General features: G+C 61.6%; 13 protein-coding genes. 10 read left to right on the top strand and 3 right to left on the bottom strand.

Going from position 1 to position 14,074, the window contains the following annotated elements:
- The first annotated feature begins 2 nt into the window (after positions 1 to 2).
- The 9 genes from WGT02_RS08690 to WGT02_RS08730 all read left to right on the top strand — a co-directional run bounded on the left by WGT02_RS08690 (position 3) and on the right by WGT02_RS08730 (position 8,984).
- Positions 3 to 794, top strand: coding sequence for an acetoacetate decarboxylase (locus WGT02_RS08690; RefSeq protein WP_225039608.1), 792 nt, complete (start codon positions 3 to 5; stop codon positions 792 to 794).
- Positions 795 to 873: 79 nt separating this feature from the next.
- The gene (locus tag WGT02_RS08695) at positions 874 to 1,497 is read left to right on the top strand and encodes a malonic semialdehyde reductase (protein WP_024317873.1); all 624 of its coding nucleotides are present in this window, start codon (positions 874 to 876) and stop codon (positions 1,495 to 1,497) included.
- Positions 1,498 to 1,577: 80 nt separating this feature from the next.
- On the top strand, positions 1,578 to 2,363 hold the full coding sequence (locus WGT02_RS08700; protein WP_024317874.1) for an SDR family NAD(P)-dependent oxidoreductase: 786 nt from the start codon (positions 1,578 to 1,580) through the stop codon (positions 2,361 to 2,363).
- Positions 2,363 to 3,400 carry a tetratricopeptide repeat protein gene (locus WGT02_RS08705; RefSeq protein WP_208248269.1) on the top strand — a complete coding sequence of 346 codons (1,038 nt, stop codon included), beginning with the start codon at positions 2,363 to 2,365 and terminating at the stop codon, positions 3,398 to 3,400. The genes WGT02_RS08700 and WGT02_RS08705 overlap by 1 nt, the downstream gene beginning before the upstream one ends.
- Complete coding sequence (locus WGT02_RS08710) at positions 3,397 to 4,758, top strand: NAD(P)/FAD-dependent oxidoreductase (protein ID WP_208248267.1); 1,362 nt, start codon at positions 3,397 to 3,399, stop codon at positions 4,756 to 4,758. The genes WGT02_RS08705 and WGT02_RS08710 overlap by 4 nt, the downstream gene beginning before the upstream one ends.
- The gene (locus WGT02_RS08715; RefSeq protein ID WP_024317877.1) at positions 4,759 to 6,114 is read left to right on the top strand and encodes an NAD(P)/FAD-dependent oxidoreductase; all 1,356 of its coding nucleotides are present in this window, start codon (positions 4,759 to 4,761) and stop codon (positions 6,112 to 6,114) included.
- An 88-nt stretch (positions 6,115 to 6,202) separates the two neighbouring features.
- Positions 6,203 to 6,841, top strand: coding sequence for a sulfite exporter TauE/SafE family protein (locus tag WGT02_RS08720; protein WP_208248265.1), 639 nt, complete (start codon positions 6,203 to 6,205; stop codon positions 6,839 to 6,841).
- Positions 6,842 to 7,197: 356 nt separating this feature from the next.
- Positions 7,198 to 7,848, top strand: coding sequence for a DUF2092 domain-containing protein (locus tag WGT02_RS08725; RefSeq protein WP_339151149.1), 651 nt, complete (start codon positions 7,198 to 7,200; stop codon positions 7,846 to 7,848).
- A gap of 344 nt (positions 7,849 to 8,192) precedes the next feature.
- Positions 8,193 to 8,984, top strand: coding sequence for a hypothetical protein (locus WGT02_RS08730; protein ID WP_225039610.1), 792 nt, complete (start codon positions 8,193 to 8,195; stop codon positions 8,982 to 8,984).
- 442 nt (positions 8,985 to 9,426) lie between these two features.
- On the opposite strand, the gene WGT02_RS08735 is transcribed toward WGT02_RS08730, so the two are convergent.
- Positions 9,427 to 9,645, bottom strand: a complete 219-nt coding sequence (locus WGT02_RS08735) for a hypothetical protein (protein ID WP_024317881.1) — start codon at positions 9,643 to 9,645, stop codon at positions 9,427 to 9,429.
- A 1,460-nt stretch (positions 9,646 to 11,105) separates the two neighbouring features.
- On the bottom strand, positions 11,106 to 11,390 hold the full coding sequence (locus WGT02_RS08740) for a LexA family transcriptional regulator (protein ID WP_225039569.1): 285 nt from the start codon (positions 11,388 to 11,390) through the stop codon (positions 11,106 to 11,108).
- A gap of 28 nt (positions 11,391 to 11,418) precedes the next feature.
- Here WGT02_RS08740 and WGT02_RS08745 point away from each other — a divergent pair, with 28 nt between their 5' ends.
- On the top strand, positions 11,419 to 12,534 hold the full coding sequence (locus WGT02_RS08745) for an IS630 family transposase (RefSeq protein WP_208245192.1): 1,116 nt from the start codon (positions 11,419 to 11,421) through the stop codon (positions 12,532 to 12,534).
- 36 nt (positions 12,535 to 12,570) lie between these two features.
- Here the strand turns inward: WGT02_RS08745 and WGT02_RS08750 are convergent, their stop codons facing one another.
- Positions 12,571 to 13,962 carry a multicopper oxidase family protein gene (locus WGT02_RS08750; protein ID WP_024316623.1) on the bottom strand — a complete coding sequence of 464 codons (1,392 nt, stop codon included), beginning with the start codon at positions 13,960 to 13,962 and terminating at the stop codon, positions 12,571 to 12,573.
- Between the last annotated feature and the right edge of the window lie 112 nt (positions 13,963 to 14,074).

The raw sequence follows: 14,074 nt of genomic DNA on the forward strand, positions 1-14,074 counted from the left end.
ACATGAACATCATGAAAGACAATGGCAGCGCCACCGACTGGTTCCTGGAGTACCCAGTGATGCCGACGCTGAGGCCCAGCTATCCTCGCGGGCCTTGGCACTACAAAGACATGCACCAGCTCGTCGTCACCTACGAGAGCACTGCGGAGGCCATCCGGGCGGTCGTCCCAAGACCTCTCGTACCCGCCGAGGGCAACCGCGTCACCATAGAATGGCGGCGTATGACGGAAGTCACAGGTTTCGGACCCTACACGGAGGTCGGCCATTCCGTGGCGTGCACCTACGAGGGCGAACCGGTCATCTACGTCTTCCAAGCATATCTCGACAGCGAAGCGCCGACGCTGGCCGGCCGGGAGATCCTGGGCTTTCCAAAGCGACACGGCGAGCCTGAACTGACGGCCGTGCGAGACGTCCTGACTGGTGCCCTGTCCTATGGCGGGACCCAGGTCGCGCTTGCGACCATGCCGTACCGCATGGTCGATCTGTCGGATCGTCTGCCCGAGATCGAGAAGGAACTGCAGACCACCCAGCTCGTGCTGAAGCTGCTTCCCGACGTCGACGCTCGCACCCCGAAGGTCGCCCAGCTTGTCAAGGTCAATCTCTACGATGTCCGGTTGAAGGGCGCATGGGGCGGTCCCGCGGAGCTGTTCATGGTCCCGCATGTCGGCTGCCCGGTCGCGGCGCTTCCGGTCGTGCGCGTTCTCGAAGGGCGCCAGCACCTCTGGGACATGACGCTCAACGACGGTGAAGTCGTCTACGACTACCTTGAGGCCGACGCCGCTAGAGCGCGCTGAAGGTGGCGCGGAGAGCGACTGCCCAGGCAGCGCTCGTCGTCCGCTTCCCTCAAATACTCCAATAGCAAAAGGAAACCAAATGATTGCCAATGTTGACCGCAACAGCCTTCGTCGTGGCGAACCACTCGGCGCCGATGCCGTGGCCCAGCTCTTTACCGAGGCGCGGACCCACAATGCCTTCCACGAGCTTCCCGTTCCTGACGCGCTTCTGCGTGACGCGCTCGACCTCGCCAAGATGGGGCCGACCTCGGCCAACCAGCAGCCTCTGCGCGTGCTTTTCCTGACCTCGACGGTAGCCAAGGAGCGGCTGCGTCCGGCGCTCATGTCCGGCAATCTCGAAAAGACCATGGGCGCACCGGTCGTCGCCATCACGGGCTATGATCTGGAGTTTTACGAACACCTGCCGTTTCTACTCCCGCACGCCGATGCGAAGAGCAGGTTCGCCGACAACCCGGACCTCGCTGCCCGCAGTGCCGCTCAAAACGGCACCCTTCAGGTCGCGTACTTCATTCTTGCGCTGCGCGCCGTGGGCTTGGATGCGGGGCCGATCACGGGCTTTGACCCAGCCAAGGTCGAGCGGGAGTTCTTTCCCGACGGCAACATCAAGGCAAACGTCATTATCAACATCGGCTACGGCAACGACGCCAAGCTGTTCCCTCGCAGCCCGCGGCTCTCGTTCCACGAGATGGCGACGATCCTCTGAAGCTTGCAACCCAAAGGGCGTCCGGACGTAGGATCCGATCCCTATGTGGAAACCATTCCACAGATCAAGGAGAAGTAAATATGGACATGTTGAAGGGCAAGGGCGCCGTCGTGACCGGCGCCGCATCCGGTATCGGCAAGGCCATCGCGACGGCATTTATCGAAGCGGGCGCGAGCGTGGTGCTTTGCGATCTCAATGCAAAGGCGCTCGATGAGGCGACCCGTGAGCTTGGCGACCGCGCCATCGGCCGGGTCGTCGACGTTTCGGACGAGGATCAGGTCGAAGGCGCGCTGCGGGCGGCGCACGATAGGTTCGGGTCGCTCGATGTCGTGGTCAATTGCGCCGGCTTTGGTGCGATCATTCCGCTTACCGAACTCTCCGCCGACAAGTGGAGAGCAGTTCATGCCGTGACGCTCGGCGGGGTCTTCTTCGGCGTCAAGCATGGGGCCCGGATCATGATCGAGCAGGGACGACCGGGTGTCATCATCAACATCTCCTCGGTGAACGCACGCCAACCCGGCGAGGGTCAGGCGGCCTACTGCGCCGCGAAGGCCGGGGTGGACATGATCACCCGGTGCGGCGCGCTGGAACTCGGTGGCCGAGGCATCCGCGTCGTTGGCATTGCGCCCGGTCTCGTGGAAACGCCATTGACTAGGAAGGAACTCGAGGATCCCGCCATGCGCGACCTGTTCCTGAGCGTCATCCCGATGAACCGCGCCGTGGAAGCGGAAGAAATCGCCGCGGCTGCCGTGTTCCTTGCATCCGCCAAAGCGAGATCGATCAATGGCGACACGATTGCGATCGACGGAGGCTCCCTGACGCGGGGCTATCCTGCGCTGCTGACCGGCCTCAAGGTTGCCTCCTGATGATGATCCAGCCCCATCGCTATACAAGCGGGCGGATTGCTCTCGCCAACCTGTCGACATCGATCGACAGGTTGGAGCGGGAGCGTGCTGCGGGTGGGAGTTCCGAAAGCTTGCTGACGCTCGCGAAGCTCCTCTTTCTCCGCGGTGACGTGCTCGGCAGAATCGAGGACCATGACCGGGGCGAGTCCATCGCCACTGAGGCGATCGACATGTCGTCCAACTGCGCAAGAGCGGTCTATGTGCGTGCGCAGATGGCGGGACGCTTCCACTGTTTCGCGAAAGCCAAAGCGCTTCTCGCTCAAGCGTTGGTGGCTGGATATTCGAGACAGGAAATTGAAGCAGAGCGCGCGGCTCTGCTTCAGGCGACGGGATACTATAACGAAGCGCTGGTCCTGCGTGAAAGACTCGCGAAGCGCAATCCTCGGATTGATACGCTTGCAAGCCTCGCGACGCTGCTGGCGGAAATGGATCAATGGGGCAGGGCGGAGACCTACTATGCTGCCGCGCTCGACGCCGACGATGGTGCGTCCCCTTTCCCCTGCGGACAACTGCTCTTCGAATGGGGAGTGAGTTCGATGCGCCGAGGCGATCTGGATCACGCGGAGGCGGTCTTCGCAGCGCTCGACGCGGTATTGCCTGCACACGTTCCGGGACGCGGGCATCGTGCCGAGGTGGCGTTCGCCCGCGGGAAACTGGACCTGGCAGAATCTCTCGTCGCCCCCCTGTTGGAAGCCTCCGATGATCCGGAGTACCGCGCGCTCTATGCGGAAATTCTCGCCGCGCGCGGCGACGGCAGGTCCGCGAGACACGCCGAACTTGCAGGCGAAGCATATGAGCGGCTGCTGGCGCGTCGGCCCGAAGCCTATGCGGACCATGCGGCGGCTTTCTTCATGGGGATCGGCAATCGGCCAAAGCGAGCGGTCGAGCTTGCCTTGGCCAATTTAAGAGTCCGCGACACGCCGAGGTCGCGCAAGCTGCTTTCCAAGGCGAGTGCTTCGGAACAAGCCACCACCCTGGCCCGCGAGTTCACCGTATGAACGCTCGCCTCACCGTCGCGACAAACCAGACATCGCGGGTCAAGATCGTTGTCATCGGCGCAGGTTTCGCCGGCCTGGCAGCCGTACGCGCCCTGCGCAACAGCAATGCCGATATCACGCTCGTCGACCGCAACAATCACCACCTGTTTCAACCTTTTCTCTTCCAGGTCGCCACCTCGATCCTGGAGCCGGCGGAAATCGCGACGCCGATCCGATCGCTTCTGCAGGAGATGCCCAACGTCCGGGTGGAAATGCGCGAGGCGACGCGCATCGACCTGTCCCGCCGGGTTGTCGTCATGAACGAAGGCGGCAATCTGGCCTATGACATCCTGGTGGTCGCGACGGGAGCGCAGACGAGTTATTTTGGTCGCGAGGCGGAATGGGCGCCACACGCGCTCGGACTGAAGTCGCTCGGCGACGCCATCACCGCCCGCAATCGACTTTTGAAGGCGTTCGAGCGAGCCGAGTTGGAGCCTGACCGTCGGAAACAGGCGCGCGATATGACGGTGGTCGTCGTCGGCGGTGGGCCGACAGGCGTGGCGATCACAGGCACGATTAGCGAGTTTATTCGAAGGACGCTCGCATCCGACTTTCGAAATATCGACCTCGGCAAGGCGCGCGTCGTTCTGGTCCAGTCGGGATCAAAATTGCTGCCGGCATTCAGCGAGCAACACTCGGCCTATGCGGCCCGCGCGCTGGAAGACCAAGGGGTCGAGGTGAAGCTGGGCGTTCCCGTAACTCACGTGGACGCGACGGGTGTTGTCGTCGGCGACGAGCATATCGCGGCCGCGACCGTGTTGTGGTGCACAGGCGTCCAGGGAGTGCCGCTAGCCCGCACGCTCGGCGCGCATGTCAAACCCGACGGAACGGTTGCGGTCCTGAATGATCTTTCAGTGCCGGGGCATCCCGAGTGCTTTGTAATCGGCGATGCGGCCCATGTTATCGGCCCCGACGGTCGCCCGATGCCGGGCCTGGCGTCGGTTGCGCAGGATCAGGGCCGATACGTCGGCAGGCTCATCGCCGCCCGGCTTGCAAACACCGCCCATTCCAAGCCTTACGAGTCCTTCACGCCGAGCAAGCTGGCGACCATCTCCCGCCACGTCGGCGTTGCGGAATTTCGCGGCCGTTCGATCATCGGCTTTCCAGCGTGGTTGTTGTGGGGACTGCTGCATCTTCGAATCCTGTCTGGCGGCGGTCATGCAAGGCTGTCGATCCTGGGGAACTGGGTGCGCCTTCTAACCACCTACCGCCGCAGCGGACGGCTGATCGTAGAGCCGTCCGAGGTGGGAGCCGGTCGGGGAGGGTACGCGCCTGCAATCAACGAAATCGCCGAAGACACTGCCATCTGGAGAAGATAGATGTCGAATCCATCCACACCGTCCGACAAGCTGCAGCGACACGACCCTGACCAAGGTGTCAGGCCTTCGAGGCCCCACCAGATCGTCGTCGTCGGCGGCGGAATCGCCGGACTTGAAATTGCCTCGAAACTGCCGGGAAGCATACGCAACGCCTCGATCGCCGTGACGCTGGTCGACAGGGAGCCTGCCTATGTATGGAAGCCGATGCTGCATACGATCGCCGCCGGAACCACCGACGTCTCCCAGCAGGAAACCTCCTACATCTCCCAAGCCCGCAACCGACGTTTCGTGTTCGAGACGGGAGAACTCAAGGGCATCGACCGGAAAGAGCGGAAGCTTCATCTGAAGCCCTTGGAAATCGAGGGTCGCTCCATCTTGCCGGAGCGCGCGATTTCCTATGATACGCTGATCCTCGCGACGGGCAGCGAGGCGAACGACTTCGGAACGCCAGGCGTGCGCGATCACTGCCTCACGATCGATAGCCGTTCCCAGGCGATGAAATTCAATCGCGAGGTGATGGCTCACATGCTCGAAGCGCTGGCCGCCAAGAGCAGCTTGCACATCGCGGTGGTCGGCGGCGGCGCCACAGGAGTCGAACTCGCAGCAGAGCTTGTCCAGCTAGCCGATACCTCTGCCTACTACGGCGCAGCAGGCCTGCTCGACCAGGTCAAGGTGACGCTGATCGAGAGCGGGCCGAATCTGTTGGGTGCGTTTCCCGATCGGGTGGCGATCGCCGCCCGCGAGCGTATCGAAAAACTCGGCGTCACCGTCCTGACAGGCGCGCGCGTCGTCGCTGCCGAAGCCGGTTGCCTTCGACTGGCGGACGGAACACAGATCAACGCCGGGCTGAAGGTATGGGCGGCCGGTGTGAAGGCTTCGGACGCCTGTGCCTCGTTCGACGGGCTCGAGGTGACGAGCAACAACCAGATCGTGGTGCGACCTACGCTGCAGACGACGCAGGATCCCCGGATCTTTGCCGTCGGGGACTGTTCCAGTCTTTCCGTGGGAGATCCCGGCAGGCCACTACCGCCGGCGGCACAGGTCGCGCATCAGCAGGCTTCGCATTTGATCCGCCATCTTCCTGGCTGGCTGGAAGGGAAAGAACTGCCCTCATTCTCCTACAGGGACTTCGGTTCGATCGTATCGCTAGGCGGCTATGGCGCCTATGGCTCGCTTGGACAATTCGGACTGTTCACGGGCGGCTTCCTACGTGGGCGCGTGGCACAACTCGGTCACGTTCTCCTCTACCGCAGCCATCAGTCGCGGCTGCACGGATTCTGGCGTGGCGGGCTGATATGGCTCGCGGACATGATCAACTCCCATGTCCGAGCGCGCATTCGATTGCCCGACCGATGATGGGCGCCGTGGCCGGACAACTGCTCCGTGCCACGTTGGTCGCGCTCCCTGACCGCTATGCGAATTGGATCGCCCGAGAGGCTACGACATGACCCCCTTCTTTCTGACGACCCTTCTGGCCTCCGGGCTCCTCGCAGGCTTTGTTCACGTGGTCTCCGGGCCCGATCACCTTGCAGCCATCGCGCCCTATGCCGTCGACGCCAAAGCTCGTGCATGGCGCACGGGGATCCGATGGGGGGTCGGGCACAGCGCCGGCGTCATCGGCGTTGGGCTGCTCGCGCTTGTGTTGCGGGGCGCTCTGTCCATTGACGTCGTCTCCGCCTGGGGCGAACGTTTCGTGGGAGTCATGCTCTGCGGCATCGGCATCTGGGGACTACGGACAGCATTTGCCGACCAGGCTGAAACTCATTCCGACGGGTATTATCCGCACGGTCGCCGGCACAAGCATCCGGCCTTCGCTGTCGGTACGGTGCACGGACTGGCCGGCAGTTCTCACTTGCTAGGTATCGTGCCGGCGCTCGCATTGCCCACGAATACCGAAGCGGCGGCCTATCTCCTCGTCTTCGGTCTTGGCACGATCGCAGCGATGGCGACCTTTTCAACCTTCATCGGCTGGTTCGCAAGTCGGCCCGGCGCCCGACGTGCCAGAGTGCAAAGCGGCCTCATGTCCACGTTCTCGATGCTCGCGATCATCGTCGGAGGCGTGTGGTTTTGCCAAGGCATTTGAGCATCCCATTCCTTGGGCGCCGAACGCTCAAGCGCGTGGAAAACGTCTGCTGGCGGGAACCTTCGTTGGGCCTGCCTGCCATCAATGAATCTTCAATCAAAGAGGAAATGAACATGAAAGTTTGCAATGGCTCGAACCGAATCCTATTGAAAGGCCTGCGCTGTTCGGTCGCGGCGGACCCAACTGTCGATGGCGCAAGCGGGGGAGGTTTGAATGCGATACTTCGAAATGCCGTCCAAGCCGTCGCGCTCGTCGTGTGCGTAGGATTCGCCGCGCTGCCGACAGCCCGCGCAGATGAGTCGGAACCTCCGTTCAAGCCGGCGATCAGCGACGAGGCCGAGACCGCCGTTTCACAGATGGGAAAGACGCTACTCGCAAGGGACCTGTCGATCACTGCGAGAACGATCCGCGTTTATTTGGATCAGTCCGGACAACCGCTTCACATTTTTCACACAATGAAGATCGCCGTGCGCCGGCCTGACCGGATCGTCGTCGAATTTACCGGCGATGACGGAAAGCACAATCTGTTCTACGACGGCAAGGCGGCCTCGCTCTTTTATCCCGACAGTAAAAAATACGTGACGACCCCCGCGTCGGGCGACATACCGTCCGCGCTTGAGGTGGTCGCAGACAAGCTCGACTTCGATTTTCCGCTGGGCGCACTTTTTGGAGCTTCTCCGGATAAAATCCTGTTGGGCGATGCCATGGCCGCCTGGCAGGTTGGGACGGCCGAGGTCGACGGCATCGAGTGCAGGCATCTGTTTTTCTCTCAGAAGTCCGGTATCGATCTGGAACTGTGGGTCGAGAAGAACACCGCGGCGACGCCACATCGCCTGATCGTCACCTATCCGTTGCTGCAGGGCCAACCCCGGTTCATCGCAGAATTCACGAGCTGGAAGACCCAGCCTCCTTTGTCCGACTCCGAGTTCACCTTTGACCCTCCCGCCGGGGTGAAAGAGGTCGACTCGACACCCGCCGTCGCGTCGGGAAAGGAAGGCGGCAAGTGATGAACCGTCTGAAGTGCACCAGCCTTGCTTTTGTCGCTTTAACGGCCATTACGTCGGACGTGGCCTTCGGTCAGTTTGCGCCACCGCCCGGCGGTCCGCCGAGTCTGCCAATGGGACGGCCACCGCGTTTCCCGTCAGGAGGGATGCCGCACCTGCCGTCGGGAGGGCCTGGCGGGTCGCCGCGTCCGCAGGTGGGTCGGACACCGCGTCCGCCGATGGCGAGCCACGGTCGGCCGCCGATAAGCGCGCAGAACCGTCCTACAGTGAAGCCAAGAAGTCGTATGCCAGGTGTCGGCGGCGCAAAGGGGCGACTGGCGGAGGGCCCCGGCCGCGAAGGGAGCAATGTGTCCGGAAATATCCGCAACACGCTGAACTCGGGCGGCAACGTCGTCGGGAACCGCGCCTTCATGAACTCCGGGGGCAATATCGTCGCGAAGGACTCAGGCAACCTCACCGTCAACAACTCAGGCGATCTCAAGGTCTCGGGCAACGGCAACGGATACTTTGGCCGTGGATACTATGGTGGTGGAGACCGCGGCGTCGGCGACTACGGTTACGGAGAGTATAGCGGCGGAGACTACGGGCGCGGATACTATCGCCGCGGAGCCTACGTTCTGGGCGGGTATGCGGCAGGCCTCGTTACCGGTGCGGCAGCCGCCTCGAGCACCGGCGGAACGACGTATTCTTCCTATGGAGATCAGTCGGGATCCGCTACGGGTTCCTCCGGCGCGGCGTATTCGAATTCGTCCCACGGCAGCGCAGGCTCCGCTAACGCGGCGTCGTCGGGTTCGTCCGGGGGCTCTTCGAGTTCGTCTCACGCCAGGTCTTCGGGCCCTTCTGGCGAGGTATCTCCGACCTCTTCCGATCAAATCCGCTCGGCTCCGTCCGATGGCGGCGGAGGAGGGGGGACGAACCAGGGCGGCGGGAACAGCAGCTCCTCCTCTTTGAGTCCTTTGATCGTAGGCCTGTTTGAGAGTTTACCGCCGGAGGGAACGGCATGGACCTCGGAGGATGCCGTCGGTTGGCTTCAGGCTGCGGCTGCCAATTTGCGGATAGTCTATAGGATCCAGGGAAATATCTCGGTCACGGGCGACATCCAACCATCTGATTACAATCGCGCGCCTCGCGAGAACTAGAACCAACCTAGCACGGGGAAGGTTACAGGCCGGACGGTCGCACGTCTCGTCCGGCCGTTGCCCGCATTGAAAACTGTATTCCCTGGCAGCAACGACGGTGTCGATATGCTCAAACTCACCGCCGAGGAGGTCGATAACTTGGTCGATCCGCTAAACGGCAACCAAGCGAGCCTTTGGGGCTTTGCCGGATCGTTTTAGAAGGAACACGGCTGCCGCGTAGATACGGCGAAGCTGGCGCCGGAACGCGGCATCTCCGTCGGAGCACCGATATGGAATGGAGTTGGTTTGCAAGGCGGGAACATCGTTGTGATGTTCCAATCGAACCCTCGAATCCTTGGCGACGCCGAACGCCGGCGAAATTGTTCGTCGTCTCCGCAAAGGAAACTTTGCGACGCCTTCCATCTCGTTCTTTGTTTTTGGGCTGAGGTCGATATGCTGGACCTCAATTCTCTCGGCCGAGTATATTGAGGGCGTCTTGCAATCTAAGGGCAGCCAGCGCCTTCGTTGCCTCATCGGCGGGCCATCCGGCCTCCATCGCCGCCGACAGCAGGGTGGCCTCGGTGTGAAGCTCCAGTCTCTCATAGAGGGGCTCAAGCGCCTCTCGGGCGGTGACAACATGCTCGTCTGGAGGCGTGATAGGAGTCGGAGATACCGTCGGCATTCTGCGTCCCTTCCTAACGGTTTTGGAACCTGATTAGCCGTGGTTCCAACGTGTGCTGAATGGCTGCCGACGCCGGTGCGAACATGATCAATTTGGGGAGCCAGCACTCATGAGCAAAAGGTAAAGCAAAGTTCGTAGGTCCGCCATGATACTTGTGTATGCGCAAATTATACGGAGGCAGCACACGGGCGGGCTGCCACGGAGTTATGGCCGGCTCAGCCACTCGTTTCGAAGCGTCCCTACGTCTCGCGGCGGCGCGCTCAAGGCGTCCAAGGAAACGCGGCAACGCAGTTCGGGACGAGGGTTTCCATCTGGTCGATGTCATCGGCCGTGGGAACAGGAGGGCCGAAGGCGCCTCATCGCGCGGGAGCGGATGGCGGTCTGATTTCTGCCAGTGGGCCTCGATGAAGGACTACTAAACCCCCGTATAAGCCGTCTCCTCCTCTTCGCTACCCGATCCTTCCTCAAGATCAATAGCAGGTCGAGCCGCGTCCTGTTACGGTCAGGATACTTTCTCCCGCGCGGCAATGTCATCTAGCTCACGAAGGCGCTCATCACGCCGATGCCTGCATCAAGAACAGACTTGAGGCGGTTCACCAGCGATGCGTGGCCGGCGAGCCGATGGGTCGGACTGTTTGCCTATTCGTTGCTCCGCGTTCCTCCAAGGATTGAGACCATGACACACGAACTCCACCGCATCCAAATCGAGCTGGTCCCATTGACGCTGTTTCCCAGCGCATATGGGGAAGCTGGGCCTTGCGCTCCGGGCTCTCCGCTCCACACGCCGCCAGATATTTCATCATGGCCGACTACGGACTTGGAGGCTCATTTGATGATGTTCTCCGTCATGCCACGCGAAACGATCAAGTCTCCCTGGGGACAAGCTTTGCAAGCCTGGAGATCTGCCTTCACCCTATACGTTGCTGGGACCCGGTTTGGTCTCTTGTGCCACTCCGTCGAGCTTCTCCGTCTTTTAGACGATTTCGGGGATCTCCGCCCTCTAGTGATTTCCGCGACCATGCATTGAGCCGAAGTCGCGTCCTGGGTCCGGAATTGAGGGCCATCGAGCTTGGTGCTCAGCACTTTTAGCCGATGTAGACAGGTTGACGCTCTCCACCGCTTCGCCCAGTTTTCGCAAGCGCGATTGCGCACCGTGATCGATGCGTTTGTTACTTCCGCCACTGCCGCCTGTCGGCCCGAGCGTGAAGGTGGAACCAGTTCGGGGCACCCCGTTGTCTCGCGATGGAAGAGAGGACCTTCCGAAGGCCTTCACGCTTCGCGGAGACCTGCCTGGCTCGAGAGCTTCAGCCAGTTCTTGGTCATACGCAGTCTCTCAACATTGCGGTTTGGTCGGCAGGCTTTGCGCCAGTGGTTTCGTCTGGTTCGAGAGGCAGGGTGAACAGAAACATTGCCCCACCAGATCCACTAGTACCGCGCCACAGAGATTATGACGGGTTGGGTTATCGTAGAATGGGCAAGTCTTCTGGTGGGATGAGAAGTTGGATGCTGCGTGCTGCGCCTGGCACGCGGGATATAAATCCTGCCTTCTCGAGGGTCAGCACCATCTGGTGAACAGACGGAGCCGTAACGGCGAAGTGGCGACGCATGTCGGCTTCGGCCGGAGGCTGTTTGAAGATGCGGCTGTAGGCGTAGATGAAGGCCAGGTACTGGCCTTGGACTTGCGTAAGGCCATGTCTTGCCGTTGCGGCTTGCGGGTCAAGTGAGGGACTCATTTTCGGATTCATCTGCGTCTCCGCGCTGAAGGAGGTGTCGATGAATATAAAGTTTCACGTAGAGCTTAGCCAATCGGAACGTGATCAACTGGCCGTTTTGTTGAGCGGGGGACGCCATGCGTCGCGCAAGATCAAGCGCGCCCAGATCCTGGTGGCGGCGGACGAAGGCTTCAGCGACGAGGTGATCGCGGCAACCTTGAACGTCAGCGGATCGACGATTTACCGGACCAAGCGCCGGTTTGTGGAAGCCAATCTGGAAGGCGCGCTCAGTGAAGAACCGCGCCCGGGTGTTGAGCGCAAGCTATCGAGCAAGGAGGAGGCGCTGTTGGTGGCGACCGCCTGCTCAAAGCCGCCGCCCGGGCGAGCCCGCTGGACCCTGGAGCTTCTGGCCGATGAGATGGTCCGACTCACCGATCATGACGAGTTGTCCTCGGAGACCGTACGTCGCCGGCTGGCTGAGAATCATCTCAAACCTTGGCGCAAAGACATGTGGTGCATCCCAAAGCTCGATGGGGAATACGTCGCGCGCATGGAGGATGTTCTCGACCTCTACGCAGAGACGCCTGATCCACAAAGGCCCGTGGTCTGCTTCGACGAGAGCCCGACCCAACTCATCGGCGAAGTGCGCGAGCCCATTGCGGCCAAGCCTGGCCAGCTTGAACGCTACGACTGCGAGTATCGCCGAAACGGCACGGTCAATCTGTTTGTCTTCATGGACGCCCACCAGCCCTGGCGCAGGGTGAAGGTCACCGATCGGCGAACCAACCAAGACTTCGCCCAGTGCATGCGCGAACTGGTCGACGTCGATTATCCCGACGCCCCGATCATCCGCGTGGTGATGGACAACCTCTCCACCCATTCCGCCGGGGCGCTTTACGACGCATTTCCAGCCCCGGAGGCTCGAAGGGTGCTGAAGCGACTGGAGTTCCACCACACGCCCAAGCACGCCAGTTGGCTCAACATGGTCGAGATCGAGATCGGTGTCCTGCGCAGCCAATGCCTCGACCGTCGTATCGACAATAAAGACACCATAATCGCCGAAGTCGCAGCCTGGGAGCAGCAACGCAACGCTAATGGCGCAAAGATCCAATGGATGTTCACAACCGAAAAAGCCCGCCAAAAGCTCCGCAAAGCTTACCCCGTCAAAGAGTCATAATCTCTGTGGCGCGGCACTAGAACCCGCAAAGACCTGTCAAACAACTCTAACATAACTGGTCATGCCGGTCTTTTGATGCTCGATGATGTGGCAGTGCAGCAGCCAATCGCCCGGACTGTCGGCAACGAAGGCGAGCTGCACCTTTTCGTCCGGTTGGACGAGATAGGTGTCGCTGATGAGTGGCATGACATTGCGCGTCGATGACGACAGCACGGTAAAGCTCATGCCGTGCAGGTGGATGGGATGGGTATGTGGCGTCAGGTTCTCGAGCTGCAGGATGTAGCTCTTGCCGAGCTTCAGTTCCGCCAGTGGCGCCGTCGGGTCAGGTGTGTCGCCTGGCCACGGCACCTTGTTGATGGCCCAGAAGCTGTAGCCCAGCGTGCCGCAGATGCTGTCGGCAGGCGCGCTTTCGGCCGTGGCGCTGAGAATGAGCGGAATCTTTTGTGCCGAGGACAGATCGGCCTTAGCGACGGGGTTTTCGCCGAGCGTGGCAAGATCGCCGACATGGCGCTTCAACGATGTTGCGACAGCCCTAAGCTTGGCGATCGTCTTCGGCGTCGTGCCCCTGATGTCTTCGAGTGTCGCAATGGCGCCCTCGCTGTCCGGCATCCGCACGGCGAGATCGAGGCGCTGGCCGGGGCCGATCAGCAGCAGATCGAGCGGAAAGCGTTTCGGTACGGGATTGCCGTCGATCGCAATCACGGTCGCCTCGGCACCTTCCATCTTCAGCGAGAAGATGCGGGTGACGTCGGTCACGGCAATCCGTAGCCGGATGAGACCGCCGGCCGGCGCATCATATTGCGGCTCCTGGTGCCAGTTGGCCGTCCTGACCGTTCCGTAGGTGCCGGTCTTTGCCGCGTCGCGCGGGCGGAAGGCCGCAATGAATTGGCCGTCGCCGCCGAGGCGCCAGTCGCGCAGATTGAGCACCACTTCGGCATCGAATGTCGGGTCAGCCGGATCCTCGACCACGAGGACACCCGTCATGCCGTGGCCCATCTGCGTCAGCGTGTTGCAATGCGGGTGATACCAGAAGGTGCCGGCGTCCGGCGGCGTGAAGGCGTAGTCGAAACTGTCGCCGGTATAGACGTAGGGCTGCGTCATGAACGGCACGCCGTCCATCTTGTTGGCGATTCTCAAACCGTGCCAGTGGATCGTCGTCGGCTCGTCGAGCGCGTTCGTCAGCCGAGCCGCGTAGGGCTTGCCCTTCGTCATCCGCAGCACTGGTGGCATGCCGCCGTCACCCCAGGTCATGATGTCGTTCGTGACACCGGCATCGGTAATACTGGCCGTCGTCTTCACCGCTTTCAGGATCTGCGGCTCTGGCGCTGCTTCCGCCAGCCCGAATTTTCCCGCTATGCCAACACCCACGCCGTAGGCTCCTGCGACGCTAGAGGCTTTCAGGAGATTGCGGCGAGTGAGGAGGGGCATGTCGAGGCTCCGCGAGAACGATATCGTTCCTCTTTAAAGTTGACCGGCAGCTTCAGCAATATGGCGCGGGATTGCCAAACTGCCGCATGGCCGTTTGCGATCCCGCGGTTGC

It is taken from the genome of Rhizobium sp. T1470 (assembly GCF_042140505.1).
Taxonomy (GTDB): Bacteria; Pseudomonadota; Alphaproteobacteria; order Rhizobiales; family Rhizobiaceae; genus Rhizobium; species Rhizobium favelukesii.